This window comes from Seohaeicola nanhaiensis, from assembly GCF_042654245.1.
In the GTDB taxonomy this organism is placed as follows: Bacteria; Pseudomonadota; Alphaproteobacteria; order Rhodobacterales; family Rhodobacteraceae; genus Seohaeicola_A; species Seohaeicola_A nanhaiensis.
In genome coordinates, this window is record NZ_JBHSGI010000016.1 from 111,691 (window position 1) to 132,896 (window position 21,206).

The window sequence follows — 21,206 nt, forward strand, 5'->3', positions numbered from 1 at the left end:
CCAGCCCGGCCGAACGGAGGAGGAACGATGGTGAACTTGAAGGTAGCGGGACTGGCCGCGGTGGTGTCGGCCCTGGCGGGTCTGGCCACGGCCGAGGTGCGTGGCGTGAGCGATACGGAGATCCGCGTGGGGTCTGTTGGCGATCTGTCGGGGCCGCTGGCGCTGTGGGGCGTGGATGCGGCGAACGGCATGAAGCTGCGCCTCGAGGAGGCGAATGCGGCGGGCGGTGTGCACGGGCGCAAGATCACACTGCTGCTGGAGGACGGGCAGTATCAGATCCCGCTGGCGGTGCGGATGGGCCGCAAGCTGGTGGAGCGCGACGATATTTTCGCCGGTCTGCTGAACGTCGGCACGCCGCAGACGCTGGCGGTGATGGAGATCCAGGACAAGGCCAATGTGCCGAACCTGTTTCCGCTGACCGCCGCCGGGTCGGTCGTCGAGCCGCTGAATGCGCTGCATTTCTCGCAATATGTGTCCTACGAGAACCAGGCGCGCGGGGCGGTGAAGTACTTCGCTGGGCAGGGGGTGACCAAATACTGCCTGCAGACGGTTGCGTCGGATTACGGCGAGGAGGTCGTCAAGGGCGCGCTGGGTGAGATCGAGGCGCAGGGCGCGACGGTCAGCCTGCATGGCAAGCACAAGACGACCGAGGTGGACTTTGCGGGTGCCGCGACGGCGATCAAGAACGCCGATTGCGAGGTGCTGCTGATGGGGACCACGATCAAGGACACGATCACGCTGTACGCCACGCTGCGCAAGCTGGGCTGGGACAGGCCGATCGTGGCGAACATGGTTGCCTATGCGCCGCTGGTGGCGGCCGCGAGCGATGGCGTGACCGACGGGCTTTACGTGGTGACGCCACTCAAGATCGCGGATTTCGGCGATGGCGATCCCTGGCGGGCCGATTTCGCCAAGCGGTATCAGGCGTCCTTTGGCGCCGTGCCGACGATCCAGTCGCAGCAGGGCTATGTCGCGGCCGATCTGATGGTGCGGGGGCTGGAGAACGCGGGGCCGGAGCTGACGGTCGAGACGCTGACCAAGGGGCTGGAGGCGATCACGGAATATGTCGATCCGTTCGGCGGGCCGACGCAGAGCTATTCGGCCACCAAGCATTCGGGCGCCGACACGCTGAACCTGGCGCAGAGCAAGGCGGGCGGCTGGGTCATCGTTCAGGAGAACCTGCCCTACTGAGGGCGGGCGGAGATGCCGGTGGCCGGCACGGGCCGGCCACCATCACAGAGGAGGAGAATTCGGATGAAACGACTGTTTCCGCTTGTGGCGGCCTGCATCGCCTCGGCCAGCCTGGCCTGGGCCGATCCGCAGGGCGTGAGTGACGACACCATCGTGCTGGGCTCGCTTGGCGACCTGTCGGGGCCGCTGGCGCTGGGCGGCGTGCCGAGCGTCGATGGCATGAGGCTGCGCTTTGACGCGGCGAATGCGGCGGGCGGGGTCCACGGCCGCAAGATCGACCTGCGGGTCGAGGACATGAAATACGACCTCACCCAGGCGGTGCGGGCGGCCAACAAGCTGGTGCAGCGCGACCGGGTGTTTGCGCTGATCGGCACCATCGGCACGCCGCCCTCGATGGCGGCGATGCAGATCCTGGACAAGGCCGGGATCCCGCATCTGTTCCCGGTGACCGGGGCGAGCATTGCGGCCGAGCCGCTGCACCCGCTGCATTATTCGCTGTATCTCGACTATCAGGATCAGGCTTCGGGCGCGGTGAAGTATTTCGTCGAGCATGAGGGCGTGAAGAAGCTGTGCCTGCAGGCGGCGTCGAACGATTACGGGCAGGAGGTTGTCACCGGCGTCGAACAGGCGGCCGCGGCCTTGGGGGCCGAGATCGTGCTGCGCGGGTCGCACAAGGTGACCGAGACCGACTTTGCCGGTGCGGCGACCGCGATCAAGAATTCGGACTGCGATCTGCTGGTGCTGGGGACGACGATCAAGGACACCATCGCGGTCTATGCCACCTTGCGCAAGCTGGGCTGGGACAAGCCGGTGGTGGGCAACATGGTGCCCTATCTGCCGCTGGTGGCCGAGGCGGGCGATGGCGTGACCGAGGGGTTGTATCTGGTCACCCCCTACAAGATCGCCGATTTCACCGATGGCGATCCGTTCCGCAGCAAGTTCGTCGAGGACTATCGCGCGGCCTACGGGCGCGAGCCGAACGTCTATGCCCAGAACGGCTGGATTGCGGCCGAACTGACGCTTCAGGCGCTGGAGGCCGCGGGGCGCGATCTGACGGTGGAGAGCTTCGTGAAGGGGATCGAGCAGATTTCGCAGTATGACGATCCGTTCGACGGGCCGGATTTCAGTTTCTCGGAGACCAAGCATTCGGGCGGGACGGCGCTGGTTCTGGTGCAGTCGCAGGGCAAGGCCTGGACGGTTCTGCAGGAGAACCTGCCGTATTGAGCGAAGGTTGCGCGGCGCGGGATGGATCCGCGCCGCGACGGGGCTGGGAGGACAGGACATGACGGCCGACATCACCCGCGCGGAGGGGATTGCGACGCTGACGCTGCAGACGTCGCACGCGATGAACAGTTGCAGCATGAGCGACTTCGGCGCGCTGCGCGATCGTTTCCTCGAGCTGGGCGCGGACCCGGAGGTTCATGCGGTGATCCTGACGGGGTCGGGCCGGGCCTTCTGTGTCGGCGCCGCGCTGGACACGTTTCTGGGCGAGGGGGGCCTGTCCGGGGCGCCGGAGCGGCTGCGCGAGGGGTTCGACACCTGTCTCAACCCGCTGCTGCGGGCGATGGTGGACCTGCCGAAACCGCTGGTCATCGCGATCAACGGGACGGTTGCGGGCGGCGGCATGGGGCTGGCGCTGCTGGGGGATCTGGTGATCGCCTCGGAGGAGGCGCGGTTTCACTGTGCCTTCGTGCGGATGCTGGGGATCGTGCCCGATGCGGGCGTGTCCTGGCTGCTGCCGAACCTGATGGGCCGCAACCGGGCGCTGCCACTGGCGCTGCTGGGCGAGAGCCTGAGCGCGCGCGAGGCGGTGGAGGCCGGGCTGATCTGGCGCGCGGTGCCGGGGGCGGAACTGATGGGCGAGGCCGAGAGCTATGCCCGACGGCTGAGCAAGGCGCCACCCGAGGCGCTGCGCATGACGCGGCAGCTGTTCACCGACGCGCTGTCGACCCGGTTCGGCGATCTGATCGATCGCGAGCGGGACGCCAATGTCGCGCTGTGCGCCCGGCCCGAACTGGAAGAGGGCGTGCGCGCCTTCCTGGAAAAACGCGCGCCCGACTTCCGCGCCAAGGCCGGCTGAGCCGAAAGGACCAAATCCATGTTCGATTATCGCTTTTCCTGGATGGACGAGGAGCTGGGGATGCTCTCGGACGCGATGCGCAGCTTTGTCGCCGCCGAGATGACGCCGCATGAGCCGCGCTGGATGGCGCAGGGGCATGTGGACCGCGACTTCTGGTACAAGGCCGGCGAGGTCGGGATGCTGTGCGCCTCGATCCCCGAGGAATATGGCGGGCATGGCGGCGATTTCCGGCATGAGGCGGTGATCTGCTATGAGCAGTATCTGGGGCGCGGGCATTCGAGTTTCGGCAATTCGGTGCATTCGCAGATCTGCGCGGGCTACATCCTGGACCACGGCACGGAAGAGCAGAAGCGGCGGTGGCTGCCGAAGATGGCGACCGGCGAGATGGTCTGCGCCATCGCCATGACCGAACCGGGGGCGGGGTCGGACCTTCAGGCGATCCGGACCACGGCGCGGATGGAGGGCAACGACTATGTGGTGAACGGGTCCAAGCTCTATATCACCAATGGCCAGCAGGCGGATCTGATCCTGGTGGTGACCAAGACCGATCCGGCGGCCGGGGCGCGGGGGGTGTCGATCCTGGGCGTCGAGACCGCGAATTGCCCGGGGTTCAGGCGGGGACGCAACCTCGACAAGCTGGGGATGAAGGGCCAGGACACGTCGGAGCTGTTCTTCGACAACGTGCGGGTGCCGCCCGAGAACCTGCTCGGCGGCGCCGAGGGGCAGGGGTTTGGCCAGCTGATGACCAACCTGCCGCAGGAACGGCTGGTGATCGGCCTGATCGGCTGTGCGACGATGCGCCGGGCGTTGGCGGACACGGTGGCCTTTGCCTCGGACCGGCCGCTGTTCGGCAAGCGGCTGATCGACATGCAGAACACCCGGTTCAAACTGGCCGAGGTGCGCACGATTGCCGAGGTCGCCCATGTCTTTGTCGACCAATGCGTCGCGCGTCACCTTGCGGGAGAGCTGGACACGACGACGGCGGCGATGCTGAAATGGTGGGTGGCCGAGCAGGCCTTTGGCGTGACGAACACCTGTCTTCAGCTGCATGGCGGGGCGGGATACATGACGGAATACAATATTTCCAACATGTTCTCGGAATCCCGGCTGTATCAGATCGCGGGTGGGTCGACCGAGACGATGAAGGATCTGATCGCGCGGACCCTGGCCTGATGGCGCGGGCCTGCGGCCGCTTGCGGGTTTCAACCGGTGGTTATAGATTGCTCTGGCTGGTTACATATGGTCCCGCCCCCCGGCGGCGATGGGGCTTCGGGTCCGGGAGTCTGAGCGCATGAACAAACCCAAATGGTCGCACGCCTTCGAGTCAAAGGATGACCGGCGCAAGAAGAAGCGGATGGCGGTGCTGCGGGCGGGGGCGTGGCTGTTCAACGAGCGCGGGTTCGACCGGACGACGCTGGATGACATCGCCGAGGCGCTGAACGTCACCAAGCGGACGCTGTATTACTACGTCAAGAGCAAGGACGAGATCCTGGTGCAGTGCAACCTGCGCGGGGTCGAGATGATGCGCGAGCTGGTGGAGTCGTCGCAGGACAAGAGCCTGCCGGCGCTGAAGCGGATCGAGGCGCTGTTGCATGGGTATTTCGATTTTCTGAGCGACGACATGGGGCTGTGCGTGGTGCTGTCGACCGATGTGCCGCTGGCCCCGAAGGAGCGCGAGACCGTCTTCAGCGAACGGCGCAAGATCGATCATGCGATGCGCAACATGATCCGCGACGGGATCGAGGACGGCACGATACGGCCCTGTGACCCCAAGCTGACCTCGGCGGCGATCTTCGGGGCGCTGAACTGGGTGCCCTACTGGAACCGGGGGCCGCATGCGGTGCCGGTCGAGACCGTTGCGGCGGCGCATATCGAGTTTATCCTGCAGGGGCTGAGGGCCGGCTGAGACCTGCCCGCGATCCCCTGCCAAGCAGCGACAGGAGGATCGCATGTCGTCGGACAGCCCCATTCTTTACGAAACGCCCGAGCCGGGGATCGCCCGGATTGTCCTGAACCGCCCGGCGGCGCGCAATGCGCAGGACACGCGGATGTTGTATGCGCTGAACGATGCCTTCGACCGGGCGGTGGCGGAGGATGGGGTGAAGGTGATCATCCTTGCCTCGACCGGGCCGCATTTTTCGGCCGGGCACGACCTGCGCGAGGCCGATCCCTTTGGCAATATGGCGGGCGAACGCCCGGTCGGCACCTGGGGCGGGCTGGGGTCGCAGGCCTCGGAACGGCGCTATGCGCGCGAGATGGAGATCTATCTGGGCCTGTCGGAGCGCTGGCGCAACCTGTCAAAGCCGACCATCGCGCAGGTGCAGGGCAAGTGCATCGCGGGCGGGCTGATGCTGGCCTGGCCCTGCGATATCATCGTTGCGAGCGAGGATGCCGAGTTTCTGGACAATACCCTGACCATGGGTGCCATGGGGGTGGAGTTCTTTGTCCACCCCTGGGAGATGGGCGCGCGCAAGGCCAAGGAGCATCTGTTCACCGCCGAGCCGATCAGCGCGCAGGAGGCGCTGGCGATCGGCATGGTCAACAAGGTCGTGCCGCGTGACGCGCTGGCGGAGGCGACGCTGGAGATGGCCCGCAAGATCGCGCGGATGCCGATGCTGGCGCTGAAGCTGGCCAAGGAGGCGGTGAACAACGCGCAGGACGCGCAGGGCCGGGTGCAGGCGATGCGCACGGCCTTTGCGCTGCACCAGCTGACCCATGCGCAGAACGAACAGGTGTTCGGGATGCTGGTCGACCCGACGCTGATGAAGCCGGCCTTCACCGAAAAGCTCTAGCGCCGGGGCAAATTTTCACTCATCGGTGACTTTTATCCTTGACCGGACACTTAACGGTGATCAAGGTAACGCATGAGTGTAAATTTTGCGGCCTGCCGGCGTCCCTGCGCGGCCTGGCGTGCGGGTGGAAGTCGAGGAGGAGGAGACATGTCTGAGAAGGTGATCGTCGCCGGTGTCGGCATGACGAAGTTCGCCAAGCCGGGGCAGAACGCGCCCTATCCCGAGATGGGGGCGGAGGCGGTGCGCGCGGCGCTGGCGGATGCGGGGCTGGACTACAGCGACGTGCAGCAGGCCTATGCAGGCTATGTCTATGGCGACAGCACCTGCGGGCAGAACGTGCTGTACAAGGTGGGGATGACCGGCATTCCGGTTGTCAACGTCAACAACAACTGTTCGACGGGGTCCACCGCGCTGTATCTCGCGCGGCAGGCGGTCGAGGCCGGGATCGTCGATTGCGCCCTGGCGGTGGGGTTCGAACAGATGCGCCCCGGTGCGCTTGGCGATGTCTGGACCGACCGCCCCAGCCCGTTTGCCGATTTCGATGCCGAGACCGATGCGCTGGTGGGGCATGGCGAGGTGCCCTTGGCGCTGCGCTATTTCGGGGGCGCGGGCAAGTCGCATATGGAGAAACACGGCACCACGCTGGAGGATTTCGCGCGCATCCGCGCCAAGGCCTCGCGTCATGCGGTGAACAATCCGCTGGCGCTGTTCCGCACCGAGATCACGCCCGAGGAGGTGCTGGCCTCTCCGGTGATGTGGGACGGGGTGATGACGCGGCTGATGGCCTGCCCGCCGACCTGCGGCGCGGCCGCCGCGCTGCTGGTCAGCCCGCGCTTTGCGAAGGCGCATGGGATCGACGCGACGGTGCGGATTGCCGGGCAGGCGATGACGACCGACACCCGTTCGACCTTCGATGCGCACGACATGATGCAGGTGGTCGGTTATGACATGACGGCCGCGGCCGCGCGCAGCGTCTATGAGGCGACCGGGATCGGAGCCGAGGACGTGGACGTGGTCGAGCTGCACGACTGTTTCGCCCAGAACGAGCTGATCACCTACGAGGGGCTGGGGCTGTGCCCTGAAGGCGGCGCGCAGAAGTTCATCGCGGAGGGCGACAATACCTATGGCGGGCGGTATGTGACCAACCCCTCGGGCGGGCTTTTGTCCAAGGGCCACCCGCTGGGCGCGACCGGGCTGGCGCAGTGCTATGAGCTGACGCGGCAGCTGCGCGGAACTGCCGGGCCGACGCAGGTCGAGGGCGCGCGCATCGCGTTGCAGCACAACCTGGGGCTGGGCGGCGCCTGTGTCGTGACCATGTATCAGGCCGGCTGAGAGACAGGCACATGATTGACAAGAGCTTTGTCGGGCGGACGCTCGACCCTTTGACCGTGGATGTCGAGAAGGGCCAGTTGCGGTTCTTCGCCAAGGCGACCGGGCAGAGCGACCCGGTCTATCTGGACGAGGACGCGGCCCGGGCGGCGGGCTATCCGTCGCTGCCCGCGCCGCCGACCTTCCTGTTCTCGCTGGATCTGAGCCAGCCGGATCCCTTCCGCCTGTATGACGAGATGGGGGTGGATCTGAACCGGATCCTGCATGGCGAGCAGAAGTTCCGCTATGCGACGCCGATCTGCGCGGGGGATGCCATTACCCTGAACACCCGCATTGCCGACATCTACGACAAGAAGGGCGGGGCGATGGAATTCATCGTGCTGGAGACCGATGCCACCAACCAGAGGGGCGAGGATGTGGGCGGCATGACCCGCGTGATCGTGGTGAGGAACGGATCATGAGCGATGTGACCTTTGACAGCCTCGCGGTCGGCGACGCCATCCCGGCGCTGACCACGGCCCCGGTGTCGCGTGCGACGCTGGCGCTGTTTGCCGGGGCCTCGGGCGACCACAACCCGATCCATATCGATATCGACGTCGCGAAGGCGGCGGGGATGCAGGACGTCTTTGCCCAGGGGATGCTGTCGATGGCCTATCTGGGCCGGATGCTGACCGACTGGGTGCCGCAGGCGTCGCTGCGCGCCTTCTCGAACCGGTTTACCGCGATCACCTGGCTGGGCGACGAGATCACCTGCACCGGGACGGTGGCCGAGAAGATCGAGGCCGATGGCGAGAGGCTGGTGCGGCTGGATGTGGTGGCCGCAAATCAGAAGGGCGAGGTCAAGCTTGCCGGTCAGGCGCTGGTGGCGCTGTCGTAACGTCGAGGGAAGAACATGAAAAAGCTGGACGGCAAGACCGCCTATGTCACAGGCGGAGGGCGCGGCATTGGCCGCGAGGTGGTGCTGAAACTCGCCTCGGAAGGGGCGAATGTGGTGATCAACGATCTGGACGCCGAACCGGCCCACGCGGTGGCGGCCGAGGTCGCGGCGCTGGGCGGACAGGCCCTGGCGCTGCCGGGCTCGGTGACCGACGAGGACTATGGCGACCGCTTCATCAAGGCGGGGCTGGAGCGGTTCGGCGGCGTGGACATCATCGTCAACAACGCGGGTTATACCTGGGACGCGATGATCAACAAGATGTCGGACCGCCAGTTCGACGCGATGATCGACGTGCATCTCAAGGCGCCCTTCCGCATCCTGCGCGCGGCGGGACAGTTCATCATTCCGGCGGCCAGGGAGGAGGCCGCGCAGGGCATCGAGGTGGTGCGCAAGGTGGTCAACATCTCGTCCATCGCGGGGACGGGAGGCAATGCGGGGCAGGCGAACTACTCCTCGGCCAAGGCGGGGATCATCGGGCTGACCAAGGCGCTGTCGAAGGAATGGGGCCGCCACAAGGTGAACGTGAACGCGGTGGCCTTCGGCGTCATCACCACGCGGCTGACCGAGGCGACGGACGAGAAGAAGACCATCACGGTCGAGGGCAACCAGATCGGTGTGGGCATTCCGACCAAGGTGCATCAGGGCTTTTCGGCGATGATCCCGATGGGCCGGGCCGGCACCCCGGCCGAGGCGGCCGGCGGCGTCTATCTGCTGTGCGCGCCGGAATCGAACTATGTCTCGGGCCAGACCCTGATCGTGGGCGGCGGGCTGTCGCTGTGACCGGGTCGGTCGGGGGATGGGATGGAGCGGACGCTGGCAGTTGGCTGGCCACTGTCCGCTTGGTCCGCCCTAGAGTTTGTTGATCGAATTTCCGCCGTCCGCGATCATTGCGGTCCCGGTCACGAATGACGCCTGATCGGACAGGAGGAAGAGAGCCGCCTGCGCGATCTCGGAGGGATCGGCCATGCGCTTCAGCGCGTGGAACCCCCGCACGATCTCATGATAGGCGGCATCCTCACCAGCCATCGGTGTCATGGTGCCTCCGGGCAGGAGGGCGTTGACGCGGATGTTCTCGGGCCCGTGTTCCGCAGCCAGAACCTGGGTCATGCCGATCAGGCCCGCCTTTGCCGCGGCATAGGCGCCCATGCCAGGCAACCCGATCGTGTGGCCGACGAACGAGGACGTAAACACAATCGAGCCGCCGCCGCGTTTGCGCATCGCCGGGATCTGGTGCTTTGCCGCATAGAATCCGCTGTTGAGATTCACCGCCATCACCTTGTGCCAGTTGCTCTCATCCATGTCGGGAATCGGTCCCATGTCTCCTGTTGTGCCCGCATTGTTGAACGCACCATCAAGACCGCCGAAGCGCTCTTCGGCGCGTTGTACCAACGCTTCTGCATAGCCGCTTTCTTCCACGTCCCCGACGATGAAATCCGCTTCGCCACCGTCAGCCGAAATCTCGTCGACGGTTCTTTCCAGCAGTTCGGCACGACGCGCGCCGAGGACAAGTCTTGCGCCCTCTGCCGCGAAAACCCTTGCAGCCGCCGCTCCGATGCCGCTGCTTGCGCCGGTGATGATGATTGTCTTGCCGTCCAGAAGCATTTCCGTCTCCGCCTGAAGGTGTGTCGGAACCTGCTTAGGCAATATCCTGCTGCTCTGCCGACCCGCTTCTTGCGTAAACGCCCCTGTTCGACGGGCGACATCAGCCATTTGCCTGGGGTGCGGTCGTCGTGAGGGGGGCAGCCGGACGTGCTCCCCCGCCCGCCCCCTCACCGCGACAGCGCCGCAATCACCCCGCGCAGTTCGGCGAGGCCCTTGAGGCGGCCGATGGCGGGGTAGCCGGGCTGGGCCTTGCGGCCCTGATCGTCCAGGATGTCCTGGCCGTGGTCGGGGCGGAAGGGGATCGAGCTGTCGGGGCGGCCGGCGGCGCGGCGGCGGGATTCTTCCTCGAGCACGGCGGCGATCAGGGCGACCATGTCGGTGTCGCCGCCCAGATGCTCGGCCTCGTAGAAGGATCCCCGCAGCGCGGGCGTGTCGCGCTTCACGTTGCGCAGGTGCAGGAAGTGCACCCGGTCGCCGAGGCGGCGCATCATCCCGGGCAGGTCGTTGTCGGGCCGCGCGCCCAGCGAGCCGGAACAGAGGGTGATGCCGTTGGCCGGGCGGTCGACGGCGTCCATCACGGCTTTGTATTGCGCCTCGGTCGACATGATGCGGGGCAGGCCCAGCAGCGGGAAGGGCGGGTCGTCGGGGTGGCAGCAGAGGCGCAGGCCCAGTTCCTCGGCGGTGGGCACGACTTCGGCGAGGAAGTCGATCAGATGGGCGCGCAGGGTCTCTTCCGGCATGGCGGCATATTGGGCGAGATGCAGGCGGACGTCGTCGAGGGTGAAGGTCTCGGCCGCGCCGGGCAGGCCGAAGACGACGTTGCCGGCAAGCTGTTCCCTCGCCGCGTCGGACATCCCGGCGAAGCGTTCCGCGCAGGTCTCGCGCAGGGCCTCGTCGTAATCCTCGGGCGCGCCGGGGCGTTGCAGGATGTGCAGGTCGAAGGTGGCGAAGTTGACAAGGTCGAATCGCATGCAGGTGGCGCCCGTGGGCAGGCGCCAGGCGAGATCGGTGCGGGTCCAGTCGAGGACCGGCATGAAGTTGTAGCAGATCGTCTCGATCCCGGCGGCGGCGAGGTTCCTCAGCGACTCGCGGTAGTTGGCGAAATGCGCCCTGAAGTCGCCCTGCTGCTTCTTGATGTCCTCCGAGACGGGCAGGCTCTCGACCACGTCCCACGCGAGGCCCGAGGGGCTGCCGTCCTTCATGCGGCCGACGATGGCCTGGCGGCGGGCGATCTCGGCCGGGGTCCAGACGGCGCCGGTGGGTACGTGGTGCAGGGCGGTGACGATGCCCTGCGCCCCGGCCTGGCAGACGTCGTCGATGGAGACAAGATCGTTGGGCCCGAACCAGCGCCAGGTTTGCTTCATCGCGGATTCCTCCCTTGTCCCCATTGGGGACGTGTGTGGAAAGGTGATAGCACGGCTTTCGATGGGTGACTAGTATGGCAGTATGCCAGAGGTCCGGATTTTGTGCGGGCGCCCGCCTCTTCTCTGGTTCACAAGTATCTCGGGGGAGTCGCGCCAAAGGCGCGGCGGGGGCAGAGCCCCCAACCCGCTCATCGCTGAACCGAAGCGTCGGCGGAGGCGCCTTGCCCGGGTTTACCCCGCCGCGCCGTCGCGCATCTCGGCGGCGGCGGCCTGCACCGCGCGCACGATCTTGTCATAGCCGGTGCAGCGGCAGAGGTTGCCGGCGAGCCAGAAGCGGATCTGTTCTTCGCTCGGGTCCGGGTTGCGGTCGAGCAGGTTCTTCGCGGCGACGATGAAGCCCGGGGTGCAGAAGCCGCATTGCAGGGCGGCTTCCTGGAGGAAGTGTTTCTGCACCGGGTGCAGCTCGCCGTTCCGCGCGACCCCCTCGATGGTGGTGATCGCCTTGCCTTCGGCCTCGGCCGCGAGCATCAGGCAGGAACAGGTCACCCGCCCGTCCACCTCGACCGAACAGGCGCCGCAGTCGCCCGAGCCGCAGCCTTCCTTGGTGCCGGTCAGGTGCAGCTCGTCGCGCAGTACAGCCAGCAGGGTCTGTTCGGGGCGGGCGAGGAATTCGGTCTCGACGCCGTTGAGCGTGGTGGTGACGTGCAGCTTGGCCATGTCAGGAGATCCGGGAAAGGGCGGCGAGGGCGGCGCGGCGGAAGATCACGCCGGCGATGCGGATGCGATAGGCGGCGGTGCCGCGCTTGTCGTCGATCGGCTGGCAGGCGGCGCGGACGGCCTCGGCGGCGCGATCCAGTGCGGTATCGTCGAGCGGGGTTCCGATCAGCGCGGCGCCGGCGGCGGGCACGAGACGCGCGGTGGGGGCGACGGCGCCGATGGCGACTCGGGCGGCGGTGCAGAGCCCCTGCGCGTCCAGCGTCAGGTTCACCGCGACGCCGACCACGGCGATGTCCATCTCGGTGCGCGGCGTGAAGCGGATATAGGCGTCGGCGCTGCGGGCGGGGCGCCTGGGCAGATGGATCGCGGTGATCACCTCGCCCTTGTTCAGGGTGGTGCGGCCGGGGCCGGCGGGGATGTCCTCGACCGCGACGGTGCGGAGGCCGGCGGGGCCGATCACGGTGACGGTGGCGTTGGCGGCGATCAGGGCCGGGACGGAATCGGCGGCGGGAGAGGCGTTGCAGAGGTTGCCGGCGGGGGTGGCGCGGGACTGGACCTGCATCGAGCCGATGAGGTCGATCGCCTCGGTCACGCCGGGCCAGGCCGATTTAAGCGCGGCGTTCTCGTTCAGGGCCGCGCCGCAGAGGGCGGCGCCGAGGTGGAAGCCGTCGTCATCCTCGCGCAGGTCGGTCAGTTCGGGGATCGCCTTGATGTCGACGACGAGGTCGGGCGTGCGCAGGCCGGCGGTCATCTGGACGACCAGATCGGTGCCCCCGGCGAGCACGTGGCCCGCGCCCGGGGCATCGGCCAGCAGGCGCACGGTCTCGTCGATGGTGCGGGGGGCGGCGTAGTTCATCGGCGAAAGCTCCTGTTGCACCGCCAGAATTGACCGGCGGTGCGCCAAGTGCAAGCGGCCTTAGCCGAGGACCGCCTTCACGGCCGCGGCGGTGGCGGCGACCACGGTATCGGCCTCTGCGCGCGTCAGGCAGAAGGGCGGGGCAAAGCCGAGGATGTCGCCCTGCGGCATGGCGCGGGCGATGACCCTGTGGTCGGCCAGCATCGCGGCCGAGACGCGGATGCCCACCTTGTCGGCGGCGTCGAAGAAGCGGCGGTCGTCGCGGTCGGCGACCAGCTCGACCGCGCAGAGCATCCCGTCGCCGCGAATCTCGCCCACGTTCGGGTGGTTGCCGAGGGCCTCTTGCATCGAATTGTTGAAGTAGGCGCCGGTATCGCGGGCGTTGGCGACGAGGTTCAGCTTGTCCAGCAGCTGGAGGTTCGCAACCCCCGCCGCCGCGCCGATGGGGTGGGCGGAATAGGTCCAGCCGTGGCCGAGGACGCCGTTTTCGTCGGTGCCTTTTTCCAGCACCTTCCAGACGCGGTCGCCGATGATGCTGCCCGAGAGCGGGGCATAGGCCGAGGTGAGGCCCTTGGCGATGGTGATGATGTCGGGGCGGATGCCGTAGTGATCCGAGCCGAACATGGTGCCGAGGCGACCGAAACCGGTGACGACCTCATCGGCGATCAGCAGGATGTCGTGCCTGTCGAGCACCGCCTGGATCGTGGGCCAGTAACCTTCGGGCGGGGGCACGATGCCGCCGGTGCCCATCAGCGGCTCGCCGATGAAGGCGGCGATGGTGTCGGCGCCTTCCCGTGCGATCAGCTCTTCCAGGTCGGCGACGCATTGGGCGGTGAAGGCGGCCTCGTCCTGCGTCCGGTCCTCGCGGCGGTAGAAATAGGGCGAGGTGGTGTGCAGCACGCCGTTGAGCGGCAGGTCGAATTTCTTGTGGAACAGTTCCAGCCCGGTCAGCGAGCCGGTCATCAGGCCCGAGCCGTGGTAGCCGCGCCAGCGCGAGATGATCTTCTTCTTCTCGGGGCGGCCGAGGACGTTGTTGTAATACCAGACCAGCTTGATGTTGGTCTCGTTCGCGTCCGAGCCGCCGAGGCCGAAGTAGACCTTGGACATGCCTTTCGGCGCACGTTCCAGCACCATCTGCGCCAGCGTCACCGAGGCATCGGTGCCGTGGCCGGCGTAGGCGTGGTAATAGGCCAGTTCGCGGGCCTGGTCGGCGATGGCCTCGGCGATCTCTTGCCGGCCATAGCCGACGTTGACGCAGTAGAGGCCCGAGAAGGCGTCAAGCAGGCGGTTGCCGTCACGATCCTCGATATGGACGCCCGAGGCGGTGCGGATGATCCGGTTGGGCGACTCGCCGCGCGCGTGCTGGGCGGCGTGGGTCGAGGGGTGCAGGAAATGGTCGCGGTCCCACTGGTCGATCTGGTCGTTTCTGAGCATCTGTCCCTCCTTTGGCCGGTTTGGGCAGGGATAGGACATTCAGGCGGGAAAGGCCATCTCAGGCGCGTTCGTCCGTCTTCAGCCGGCGTTCCAGCCAGCGCACCCCGGCCGAGACGATCAGGATCAGCACCAGATATTCGAGGACGAGGACGGTGTAGATCTCGAGCGGGCGGTATTCGGAGACGACGAGTTCGTTGGCCTTGCGCGTCAGCTCCTGCATCCCGATCACCGAGACCAGCGAGGACATCTTGAGCATGTAGACCAGCTGGTTGCCGAGCGCGGGCAGGATGCGGCGGATCGCCTGGGGCAGGATCACGTAGCGCATGGTGTCGCGGTAGTTGAGCGAGACGGAATAGGCGGCCTCGTATTGTCCGCGCGCGATGGACTGGATGCCGGCGCGGAAGATTTCGGCCTGGAAGGCGGAGTCCGACAGCGCCAGCGCGATGACCCCGGCCCAGAAGACCGAGAGCGACAGGCCGGTGATCTGCGGCAGGCCGTAGTAGACCCAGAGGATCAGCACGAGGATCGGCACCGCGCGGACCAGTTCGACATAGGTGCGGCTGATGCGGCGGGGCCATTTGCGCGCCGAGAGGCCCGGCAGCGCGACCAGCAGGCCGACGACGACCGAGATGCAGATGGCGGTGGCCGAGAGCTGGACCGTGTAGCCGATGCCGCTGAGCAGGAATTTGAGGTTCAGCCAGCCCTTGGGGGTCGAGGGGTTGACCACATACCAGCCCCAGTTCGAGGAACAGCCGGCCAGCGCCAGAAGGGGTGTGAGGAGGAGGAGCGCGCGCATCAGTGGTTGAGGATCTTGTCGAGGAAATCGCGGCAGCGCTGGCTGCGCGGGGCGGTGAAGAAATCTTCGGGCGGGGCGGTTTCGACGATTTCGCCGTGGTCCATGAAGACCATGCGGTCTGCCACCTTGCGGGCAAAGCCCATCTCGTGGGTGACGACCACCATGGTCATGCCGGTCTGGGCGAGGCTGGTCATCACGTCGAGCACCTCGGAGATCATCTCGGGATCGAGCGCCGAGGTGGGTTCGTCGAAGAGCATGATCTCGGGTTCCATGCAGAGCGAGCGGGCGATGGCGACGCGCTGCTGCTGGCCGCCCGAGAGCTGGCGGGGGAACTTGTCGGCCTGTTCGGCGATGCGCACACGCTCGAGATAGCGCATGGCGGCTTCGTTGGCCTGCGCGCGGCTGAGGCCACGCGCGCGCATCGGGCCGAGGGTGAGGTTGTCGCGGACGGTGAGGTGGGGGAAGAGGTTGAACTGCTGGAACACCATGCCGACCCGGGCGCGGACCTTGGGCAGGGTCTTTTCGGTGACGGTGATCCCGTCCACGGTCAGGGTGCCGCTGCCGATGGTTTCCAGCCCGTTGATGCAGCGGATCAGCGTCGACTTGCCCGAGCCGGAGGGGCCGCAGACCACGACGCGTTCGCCCTTGGCGACGGAAAAGTGAATGTTCTTCAGCACCTGGAAGGTGCCAAAGTGCTTGGACACACCGTCGAAGCGGATGATGGGCGCCGCTGTCACCTGGTTCCTTTCCCGTCACATCTGCCCGCGCGGCGGGCGACCTGCCTTGTGGCGGCAGTTCTGACATTAGTTTTTCTTGCATCGCAAGTAATTTCGGGAAACCATCGGCCCAGACCAAGGCATTCCTGAAAACCCGAGGGAGATTCCCATGAAACTGCTCAAATCGCTGGCTGTCGCTGTTGCCGTTCTGACCGTTCCGGTCGTGGCGCAGGCGCAGTCGGCGCTGAACGACATCCTGAATTCCGGCGTCCTGAAGGTGGGCACCACCGGGGACTGGAACCCGATGACGATGAAGGACGTCGCGACCAACAGCTATACCGGCTACGACATCGACGTGATGACCGCGCTGGCCGAGGACATGGGGGTGAAGGTCGAATTCGTGCCGACCGACTGGAAGACGCTGGTGAACGGCGTCACGGCGGGCACCTATCACATCACCGGCTCGGCCTCGATCTCGGCCGGGCGGGCGAAGGCGGCGGGCTATTCGCAGAGCTATTTCTCGCTGGCGACGGTGCCGCTGATCAACAAGAAGGACGCCGACAAGTTCAAGGACTGGGCGGATCTGGACAAGGCGGAGGTGTCGGTCGCGGCAACTCTGGGCACGACGCAGGAGGCGCAGGTCAAGTCGTTCTTCCCGAACGCCAAGCATGTGATTGTCGAGGCCCCGGCGCGCGATTTCCAGGAAGTGCTGGCGGGACGGGCGCAGGCCCATATCACCTCGAACGTCGAGGCCAACAAGCTGGTGGCGCAATATCCCGAGCTGATGATCGTGCCGGTCAAGGCGCCGCGCGCGCGCACGCCGGTGGCGATGCTGCTGCCGCAGGCGGATCAGGTCTGGATCAACTACGTCAACACCTGGATCACGCTGAAGAAAGAGGCCGGGCTGTTCGACGAGCTGGCGGCCAAGTGGAACCTGTCGAACAACTGACGTGCTGATCTATGCGATACCGCCCAGCCTCTATTGCGCCAAGCTGAGGATCGTCTTGCGCGCGAAGGGGCTGGCGTGGCGGGAAGAGCCGCCGCCGGGTGGCTATGGCTCGGCCGAATACAAGCGGGTGGTGCCCTCGGGGAACCTGCCCGCGCTGGTCGAGGACGGCTTTCTGCTGGCCGATGGCGAGGCGATTGCCGAGTATCTGGAGGAGCGGTTTCCCGAGCCTGCGCTGATGCCGGTGGACTTGCGCGAGCGCGCGAGGATGCGCGAGCGGGGGCGGTTTCACGACACCCGGCTGGAGCCGGCGGTGCGGCGGCTGTTCCCGCATATCGAACGCGAGGGGCGCGATGCGGGCGTCGTGCGCCAAGCGGTGGTCGAGATCGAGGCGCGGCTGGGGCAGTTCGCGCGGATGGTCGGCGACGATCTGCCCTTTGGGCTGGGCGATTGCGGCTGGCCGATCACGCTGTTGTGGATCGAGCTGCTGGGGCCGGTGATGGGGTTTTCCGTGACCCTGCCTGCGGAGGTGGCGGCCTATCGCGACCGGCTGGCGGATGTGCCCTGGGTGGCGGCGGAACTGGCGGCCTATCGCCCGGCGGTCGAGGCGTTTCTGGCGTCCGAGCGATGAGACTGGACCATATGACATGGCCCGCCGTCGAGGCGGCGATTTCCCGTGGTGCGGGGGTGTTCCTGCCGGTCGGCTCGACCGAGCAGCACGGGCCGATGGGGCTGATCGGGACCGATGCGCTGTGCGCCACGATGATCGCCGAGGGCGCGGCGCGGGCGGTGGGCGCACTGGTGGCGCCGACGCTGGCGCTGACCCCGTCGCCGTTCAACACCGCCTTTCCGGGCACGCTGTCGATTTCCGAGGGTGTCTTTGCCGCGCTGGCGGGCGAGGTGATCGACGGGCTGGCGGCGCAGGGGTTCGCGCGGATCTATGTGCTGAACGCGCATGGCGCGAACCTCGCGCCCTTGCGGGGCGTGCTGGCGGCGCGGCCTTCGGTGGTGGCGCGGCTGAAGAGCTGGTGGGATTTCGAGCCGGTCAATGTGCTGCGGCGGGACTGGTATGGCGACTGGGAGGGGATGCATGCGACGCCCTCGGAAGTCGCGATCACGATGATGCTGGGCGACCTGCCGGTGGTCGATGCCGCGCGGGAGCCGCCGGAGCGGCTGACCGCGGAGTATATCAAGGCCCATGCGGGTGACCGGCACGGCCCGCCGGACGCGCATCGGCGCGATTTCCCGGACGGGCGGGTCGGGTCGCATTCGGCGCTGGCGACGCGGGCGCAAGGGGAGCAACTGCTCGCCGCCGCCGTGCAGGCGGTGGCCGGGGATTACCGCGCCTTCGCCTGAGCGGGGGCGGTGAGGCGACCGTTTGGCCCCAGCCCGATCTCGCGCGGCGGCGCGGCAAAGGCCGCGGCGGCGCAGGGGTATTGCGCGAGGATGTCTACACCCCCTGCAATACGGTCGGGGTGGAGGCGGCCGGTGTCCCAGACCTTCACGCCGTCGAGCGTCACGGTCGGGTCGATCACGTTCAGCGAGATCTCGCCCGGCGCATAGGCGCCGCAGGTGTGGAAATGCAGGACGCGCGGGCTGCCGAAGGCGCTGCCCGACCAGCGTTCGGGGGAGTCGCCCGCGAGGCCGGCGAAGGCGCAGCCGGGGTGGATGCCGGCGTGCCAGGAATGCACGAAGGTCCAGTCGATGCCGAAGCGCGCGCCGATTTCGCGGTAGTGGCGGGCGGCGCGGTCGACATCGGCGGGGGTGCCGTCGAAGCCCAGAATGCGGTTGCCGTCGACATGCACCCGCAGCACGTCGTCGAGCGGCAGGGCGTAGGGATCGTAATAGCGCGAGCCGGTGCCGATCAGGAACCCGGCCTGGGCGATGACGCCGGCATAGGGCGCCGCCGGGACCGGGGCGAAGACGGCCATCGGGAAGCGGGTGACGCCGACCTCGCCGCCCTGTTCCGGGAAGGGCGCGCCTGGGCCGGAGAAATCGGTGCCGAGCGGGCAGGTCACGCGGATCGTCCGCGCCGAGGCGAGCGCGCTGTTGATCCGGTATTTCAGCGCCTCGAAGGCGTGGTGATGGGCGCGACCGAAATCCGAACGCAGCGCCTCGGCGTCGAGCGCATAGCTGACCACAGGGCGGATCGCGTCGAAGGCCGGGTCAAACCGCAGCTGGTCGCCCAGGCGCGCGAGGAAGAGCACGCGGTCGGCGGCCCCCATTTCGGCCAGCAGAGGCGCGTCGGGCGGGGGGGCGTCGGGGGTGAAGGCGACCTCGCGCAGGTGCGGGTGCAGGCCCATGCCACGCGCCGCTTCGATCACCGCGCCGGCGATGCGGCTGTCGTAATACCCAAGCTGCGGATCCTCGGCCAGTACCAGCAGGGTCTGGCCCGGCGCCATGCCTGCACAGTTTGCCAGCAGATTATGCGCGCCGTCCCGAAGTGCCTGCCCCACAGCCGCCCCGTCGTTTCCCTTGTCCCGGAAACAGGATAATCGGAAATCGCGGGCCGGGCCATTTGACTAACGTAATGCGGGCCGTTAGCAAAACTAATATGAAGCCCAACCTTCCCTTCACCTCGCTGCGCACCTTCGAGAGTGTCGCCCGCCTGCGCGGCTTCGGGCGCGCGGCGGAGGAACTGGGGGTGACGCAGAGCGCGGTCAGCCAGCATGTGAAATCGCTGGAGGAATGGCTGGGCCTCAGGCTGCTGAACCGGGGCGGCGGGCGCGTCAGCCCGACCGAGGAGGGCGCGCGGCTGGCGGCGGCGGTGACCGAAGGCTTTGGCATGGTCACCTCGGTCTGCCGCGACCTGCGGGAGGTGGGCGCGCAGGATCTGGGGCTGGTGCTGTCCTGCCTGCCGGGCTTCGCCTTCAACTGGCTGTTTCCCCGCCTGATCTCTTTCGATCAGGCGCATCCCGATCTGCCGGTGTCGATCAACACCTCGGCCAAGCTGGTGAATTTCGACGACGAGGATGTGGATCTGGCGATCCGCTACGGCCTGGGCGATTATCGCGGGCTGCATGTGGAGAAGCTGCTGACCGAGACGCTGTTTCCGGTCTGTTCGCCCGAGCTGCTGGCACGGGGGCCGAAGCTGGACGAGCCTGCGGATCTGGCAGGGCATACGCTGCTGTATGACGACATCGCCGATATCGGCGGGTCGCCCCCGACCTGGGAGTTCTGGGCGCAGCAGTCGGGGATCGTGCTGCCCAAGCCCGTGCGGGTGCGCCGCTTCGGCCAGTCGAACATGGTGGTGCAGGCGGCGATCCGGGGCCTGGGCGTCGCGCTGGGGCGCGAGCCGCTGGTGATCGACGCGCTGACCGACGGGCGGCTGGTGCGGCCCTTCGAGGGCACGGTCGAGTCGCAGTTCGCCTATTGGATCGTCTGCCCCCACGACGCGCTGAAATCGCCAAGGGTCCGGGCGCTGCGGGACTGGCTGCACGCGGAGGTGGCGCGGCAGGGGAGGGTGGCGTAGGGGGTGATCCGGGTGGTGTTCATGTTGGGTTGCTTGGCCCGGCGTCAATGGCTGCTGGGCGGACTTAGTTGCCTTTAAGCCTCTGGGCTTCTATCGCTGCAAGCAGCGCTTACGCTCATCTCATTCTTCTTCTAAGGTTCGAGTGAGGATGGCAGAAATTGAAACCCAACAAGACGCTCTTCTTTGATGTTTTGAAGCACGTGGCATCGGTCTGCCGCTCCGAAGGATTTGTCGAACACCCAAGTTATGTTTCGGCATGGGAACCGGCGAACCAAGCATATCAAGCAACACTAATCCGCCTGAGTGCTTCTGACCACATTGACCAATTTAACGTGTCATTCCTTCCATCTGGGCACTCGTTTCGGTTTGATGTCAATAGAAGTGCAAACTCATTTGGCATCAAATCTTTGGAAGACATTCCACAAGAGGCAGGAAAATGGACGGATTGTTGGCTTTATCGACCGCGTGACCAATACATGCTCATGAATGGTAGGGCGTGGAACGTATTTTCAATCAAGCTAGACTTTAAAGTAAGCAAGCGGAAGCCGTTGGATGTAGAAACAGAGACGCTCAAGGTCTGTCGGGATTTTGATCGTAATTCTAAATTTCTGTTTTCTGCCCTTTCCGGTGACTATCATGGACGCCTGGTAGCCGTCCGTCACTATGAAATTGCGCGCCCGGAATAACTCTACAGGCGCCCGCTTTGTCCCACATCATCGACATTGATGCCGACCGCAGCATCGGTAAGTGTGGGCTCCCAGCGGTCATCCGACAGTTCCTGTCAGGCTCTCTGGGTCGCCGAAGCACGGCAAAGTCGGCCGTGCGGACAAAGCCGTCGTCCAAAACCGCTAATTTTGCCAGTCAAACAGCAATGGAATGTGCCACGTGTAGCCGTCAGGTGCGTCGGCGGGCTCTGTTGCACAAATCGCATGAGGGATTCATCTCGTGAATCCAGCGTGGTAGCTGGGATGCAT

General features: G+C 66.5%; 23 protein-coding genes. 15 read left to right on the forward strand and 8 right to left on the reverse strand.

Features of this window, described 5'->3' with window-relative positions; translation table 11 throughout:
* The first annotated feature begins 27 nt into the window (after positions 1-27).
* The 10 genes from ACFO5X_RS13935 to ACFO5X_RS13980 all read left to right on the forward strand — a co-directional run bounded on the left by ACFO5X_RS13935 (position 28) and on the right by ACFO5X_RS13980 (position 9,109).
* Complete coding sequence (locus ACFO5X_RS13935) at positions 28-1,191, forward strand: ABC transporter substrate-binding protein (protein ID WP_380718091.1); 1,164 nt, start codon at positions 28-30, stop codon at positions 1,189-1,191.
* A 63-nt stretch (positions 1,192-1,254) separates the two neighbouring features.
* Positions 1,255-2,415: an ABC transporter substrate-binding protein gene (locus ACFO5X_RS13940; RefSeq protein WP_380718092.1), complete on the forward strand. Its 1,161-nt coding sequence runs from the start codon at positions 1,255-1,257 to the stop codon at positions 2,413-2,415.
* A gap of 58 nt (positions 2,416-2,473) precedes the next feature.
* Positions 2,474-3,271, forward strand: a complete 798-nt coding sequence (locus ACFO5X_RS13945) for an enoyl-CoA hydratase/isomerase family protein (RefSeq protein WP_380718093.1) — start codon at positions 2,474-2,476, stop codon at positions 3,269-3,271.
* Positions 3,272-3,289: 18 nt separating this feature from the next.
* The gene (locus ACFO5X_RS13950) at positions 3,290-4,444 is read left to right on the forward strand and encodes an acyl-CoA dehydrogenase family protein (protein WP_380718094.1); all 1,155 of its coding nucleotides are present in this window, start codon (positions 3,290-3,292) and stop codon (positions 4,442-4,444) included.
* A gap of 118 nt (positions 4,445-4,562) precedes the next feature.
* Positions 4,563-5,177, forward strand: a complete 615-nt coding sequence (locus tag ACFO5X_RS13955; RefSeq protein ID WP_380718095.1) for a TetR/AcrR family transcriptional regulator — start codon at positions 4,563-4,565, stop codon at positions 5,175-5,177.
* A 43-nt stretch (positions 5,178-5,220) separates the two neighbouring features.
* The gene (locus ACFO5X_RS13960; RefSeq protein ID WP_380718096.1) at positions 5,221-6,063 is read left to right on the forward strand and encodes an enoyl-CoA hydratase; all 843 of its coding nucleotides are present in this window, start codon (positions 5,221-5,223) and stop codon (positions 6,061-6,063) included.
* 147 nt (positions 6,064-6,210) lie between these two features.
* Complete coding sequence (locus ACFO5X_RS13965; RefSeq protein ID WP_380718097.1) at positions 6,211-7,395, forward strand: lipid-transfer protein; 1,185 nt, start codon at positions 6,211-6,213, stop codon at positions 7,393-7,395.
* 11 nt (positions 7,396-7,406) lie between these two features.
* The gene (locus ACFO5X_RS13970) at positions 7,407-7,853 is read left to right on the forward strand and encodes a MaoC family dehydratase N-terminal domain-containing protein (RefSeq protein WP_380718098.1); all 447 of its coding nucleotides are present in this window, start codon (positions 7,407-7,409) and stop codon (positions 7,851-7,853) included.
* Complete coding sequence (locus ACFO5X_RS13975) at positions 7,850-8,269, forward strand: MaoC family dehydratase (protein WP_380718099.1); 420 nt, start codon at positions 7,850-7,852, stop codon at positions 8,267-8,269. Before ACFO5X_RS13970 ends, ACFO5X_RS13975 begins: the two co-directional genes overlap by 4 nt.
* Positions 8,270-8,284: 15 nt before the next feature.
* Entirely contained in the window at positions 8,285-9,109 is an 825-nt protein-coding gene (locus tag ACFO5X_RS13980) for an SDR family NAD(P)-dependent oxidoreductase (RefSeq protein ID WP_380718100.1), read from the forward strand.
* Positions 9,110-9,178: 69 nt separating this feature from the next.
* On the opposite strand, the gene ACFO5X_RS13985 is transcribed toward ACFO5X_RS13980, so the two are convergent.
* From ACFO5X_RS13985 to ACFO5X_RS14015, 7 genes are all read right to left on the reverse strand, one after another.
* Positions 9,179-9,931, reverse strand: a complete 753-nt coding sequence (locus ACFO5X_RS13985; RefSeq protein ID WP_380718115.1) for an SDR family oxidoreductase — start codon at positions 9,929-9,931, stop codon at positions 9,179-9,181.
* 167 nt (positions 9,932-10,098) lie between these two features.
* Positions 10,099-11,295 carry a mannonate dehydratase gene (uxuA, locus tag ACFO5X_RS13990; protein ID WP_380718101.1) on the reverse strand — a complete coding sequence of 399 codons (1,197 nt, stop codon included), beginning with the start codon at positions 11,293-11,295 and terminating at the stop codon, positions 10,099-10,101.
* A gap of 231 nt (positions 11,296-11,526) precedes the next feature.
* A complete protein-coding gene (locus ACFO5X_RS13995) occupies positions 11,527-12,012 on the reverse strand; it encodes a (2Fe-2S)-binding protein (RefSeq protein WP_380718102.1) in 486 nt (161 codons plus the stop codon).
* 1 nt (position 12,013) lies between these two features.
* A complete protein-coding gene (locus ACFO5X_RS14000; protein WP_380718103.1) occupies positions 12,014-12,868 on the reverse strand; it encodes an FAD binding domain-containing protein in 855 nt (284 codons plus the stop codon).
* Positions 12,869-12,928: 60 nt separating this feature from the next.
* Positions 12,929-14,302: an aspartate aminotransferase family protein gene (locus tag ACFO5X_RS14005; RefSeq protein ID WP_380718105.1), complete on the reverse strand. Its 1,374-nt coding sequence runs from the start codon at positions 14,300-14,302 to the stop codon at positions 12,929-12,931.
* Between the two features lie 58 nt (positions 14,303-14,360).
* A complete protein-coding gene (locus ACFO5X_RS14010) occupies positions 14,361-15,101 on the reverse strand; it encodes an amino acid ABC transporter permease (protein WP_380718116.1) in 741 nt (246 codons plus the stop codon).
* Positions 15,098-15,835, reverse strand: a complete 738-nt coding sequence (locus ACFO5X_RS14015) for an amino acid ABC transporter ATP-binding protein (protein WP_380718106.1) — start codon at positions 15,833-15,835, stop codon at positions 15,098-15,100. The genes ACFO5X_RS14010 and ACFO5X_RS14015 overlap by 4 nt, the downstream gene beginning before the upstream one ends.
* A 148-nt stretch (positions 15,836-15,983) precedes the next feature.
* On the opposite strand from ACFO5X_RS14015, the gene ACFO5X_RS14020 reads away from it, so the two are divergent.
* The 3 genes from ACFO5X_RS14020 to ACFO5X_RS14030 are packed head-to-tail and all read left to right on the forward strand — an operon-like array spanning position 15,984 to position 18,116.
* On the forward strand, positions 15,984-16,763 hold the full coding sequence (locus ACFO5X_RS14020) for a transporter substrate-binding domain-containing protein (RefSeq protein WP_380718107.1): 780 nt from the start codon (positions 15,984-15,986) through the stop codon (positions 16,761-16,763).
* Between the two features lies 1 nt (position 16,764).
* Positions 16,765-17,391: a glutathione S-transferase family protein gene (locus ACFO5X_RS14025; protein WP_380718108.1), complete on the forward strand. Its 627-nt coding sequence runs from the start codon at positions 16,765-16,767 to the stop codon at positions 17,389-17,391.
* 11 nt (positions 17,392-17,402) lie between these two features.
* A complete protein-coding gene (locus ACFO5X_RS14030) occupies positions 17,403-18,116 on the forward strand; it encodes a creatininase family protein (RefSeq protein WP_380718109.1) in 714 nt (237 codons plus the stop codon).
* On the opposite strand, the gene ACFO5X_RS14035 is transcribed toward ACFO5X_RS14030, so the two are convergent.
* On the reverse strand, positions 18,098-19,162 hold the full coding sequence (locus ACFO5X_RS14035; RefSeq protein ID WP_380718110.1) for a hypothetical protein: 1,065 nt from the start codon (positions 19,160-19,162) through the stop codon (positions 18,098-18,100). The two genes, ACFO5X_RS14030 and ACFO5X_RS14035, sit on opposite strands and share 19 nt — an antisense overlap.
* A 152-nt stretch (positions 19,163-19,314) precedes the next feature.
* Here ACFO5X_RS14035 and gcvA point away from each other — a divergent pair, with 152 nt between their 5' ends.
* A complete protein-coding gene (gene gcvA, locus ACFO5X_RS14040; RefSeq protein ID WP_380718111.1) occupies positions 19,315-20,232 on the forward strand; it encodes a transcriptional regulator GcvA in 918 nt (305 codons plus the stop codon).
* 158 nt (positions 20,233-20,390) lie between these two features.
* Positions 20,391-20,918 carry a hypothetical protein gene (locus ACFO5X_RS14045; RefSeq protein ID WP_380718112.1) on the forward strand — a complete coding sequence of 176 codons (528 nt, stop codon included), beginning with the start codon at positions 20,391-20,393 and terminating at the stop codon, positions 20,916-20,918.
* The last annotated feature ends 288 nt before the right edge of the window (positions 20,919-21,206 follow it).

What these genes read in the sequence shown, in the direction of transcription:
- ACFO5X_RS13935 (WP_380718091.1), top strand. Translation starts at nt 28, where the DNA reads ATGGTGAACTTGAAGGTAGCGGGACTGGCCGCGGTGGTGTCGGCCCTG.
- ACFO5X_RS13940 (WP_380718092.1), top strand. Translation starts at nt 1,255, where the DNA reads ATGAAACGACTGTTTCCGCTTGTGGCGGCCTGCATCGCCTCGGCCAGC.
- ACFO5X_RS13945 (WP_380718093.1), top strand. Translation starts at nt 2,474, where the DNA reads ATGACGGCCGACATCACCCGCGCGGAGGGGATTGCGACGCTGACGCTG.
- ACFO5X_RS13950 (WP_380718094.1), top strand. Translation starts at nt 3,290, where the DNA reads ATGTTCGATTATCGCTTTTCCTGGATGGACGAGGAGCTGGGGATGCTC.
- ACFO5X_RS13955 (WP_380718095.1), top strand. Translation starts at nt 4,563, where the DNA reads ATGAACAAACCCAAATGGTCGCACGCCTTCGAGTCAAAGGATGACCGG.
- ACFO5X_RS13960 (WP_380718096.1), top strand. Translation starts at nt 5,221, where the DNA reads ATGTCGTCGGACAGCCCCATTCTTTACGAAACGCCCGAGCCGGGGATC.
- ACFO5X_RS13965 (WP_380718097.1), top strand. Translation starts at nt 6,211, where the DNA reads ATGTCTGAGAAGGTGATCGTCGCCGGTGTCGGCATGACGAAGTTCGCC.
- ACFO5X_RS13970 (WP_380718098.1), top strand. Translation starts at nt 7,407, where the DNA reads ATGATTGACAAGAGCTTTGTCGGGCGGACGCTCGACCCTTTGACCGTG.
- ACFO5X_RS13975 (WP_380718099.1), top strand. Translation starts at nt 7,850, where the DNA reads ATGAGCGATGTGACCTTTGACAGCCTCGCGGTCGGCGACGCCATCCCG.
- ACFO5X_RS13980 (WP_380718100.1), top strand. Translation starts at nt 8,285, where the DNA reads ATGAAAAAGCTGGACGGCAAGACCGCCTATGTCACAGGCGGAGGGCGC.
- ACFO5X_RS13985 (WP_380718115.1), bottom strand. Translation starts at nt 9,931, where the DNA reads ATGCTTCTGGACGGCAAGACAATCATCATCACCGGCGCAAGCAGCGGC.
- uxuA (WP_380718101.1), bottom strand. Translation starts at nt 11,295, where the DNA reads ATGAAGCAAACCTGGCGCTGGTTCGGGCCCAACGATCTTGTCTCCATC.
- ACFO5X_RS13995 (WP_380718102.1), bottom strand. Translation starts at nt 12,012, where the DNA reads ATGGCCAAGCTGCACGTCACCACCACGCTCAACGGCGTCGAGACCGAA.
- ACFO5X_RS14000 (WP_380718103.1), bottom strand. Translation starts at nt 12,868, where the DNA reads ATGAACTACGCCGCCCCCCGCACCATCGACGAGACCGTGCGCCTGCTG.
- ACFO5X_RS14005 (WP_380718105.1), bottom strand. Translation starts at nt 14,302, where the DNA reads ATGCTCAGAAACGACCAGATCGACCAGTGGGACCGCGACCATTTCCTG.
- ACFO5X_RS14020 (WP_380718107.1), top strand. Translation starts at nt 15,984, where the DNA reads ATGAAACTGCTCAAATCGCTGGCTGTCGCTGTTGCCGTTCTGACCGTT.
- ACFO5X_RS14030 (WP_380718109.1), top strand. Translation starts at nt 17,403, where the DNA reads ATGACATGGCCCGCCGTCGAGGCGGCGATTTCCCGTGGTGCGGGGGTG.
- ACFO5X_RS14035 (WP_380718110.1), bottom strand. Translation starts at nt 19,162, where the DNA reads ATGGCGCCGGGCCAGACCCTGCTGGTACTGGCCGAGGATCCGCAGCTT.
- gcvA (WP_380718111.1), top strand. Translation starts at nt 19,315, where the DNA reads ATGAAGCCCAACCTTCCCTTCACCTCGCTGCGCACCTTCGAGAGTGTC.